The sequence below is a fragment of the Thioclava sp. UBA3469 genome (assembly GCF_002378135.1).
Lineage (GTDB): Bacteria > Pseudomonadota > Alphaproteobacteria > Rhodobacterales > Rhodobacteraceae > Thioclava > Thioclava sediminum.
Genome location: NZ_DFRG01000266.1, coordinates 1 through 469 on the forward strand (window position 1 = coordinate 1; position 469 = coordinate 469).

Here is a 469-nt window from a genome sequence, read left to right on the forward strand (position 1 = left end):
CACCGGATTGTCGCCGGTCAGCATGACCGAGGAAATCCCCATTTGCTTGAGCGCGGAGACCGCCTCTGCCGCATCGGCGCGCGGCTCGTCGCGCAGCGCGATCAGGCCCAGAAGGCGCCCGGGCGTGAAGACGCAGACGACGGTTTTGCCCGCGCTTTCGAGGCGGCGGACGGTGGCGCTGTCGGCGGCGCTGAGAACGCCCGCTTCGGTCGCGAGGCGCGGTGCCCCGACATTCCAGACCTCGCCGTCGATCTTGGCCCGCGCGCCGCGGCCCGGGATCGCCATGCCTTCGGTCGCCTCCGGCACCGCGATGCCGCCCGCCTCCGCCCGGGCGAGGATCGCCTGTGCCAGCGGGTGGCTGCTACCGGTCTCGACCGCCGCGGCGGTGGCGAGAAGCTCAGCCTCGGCCCCGTTCAGCGGCAGAAGATCGGTGATCTGCGGCCGCCCCTCGGTCAGCGTGCCGGTCTTG

The 469-nt window shown here is 72.7% G+C and carries 1 protein-coding gene; it reads right to left on the reverse strand.

The window, feature by feature from the left end; translation table 11 throughout:
- On the reverse strand, window positions 1-469 hold a 469-nt coding region (locus B3D39_RS19285), incomplete at both ends, for an HAD family hydrolase (RefSeq protein ID WP_286789976.1).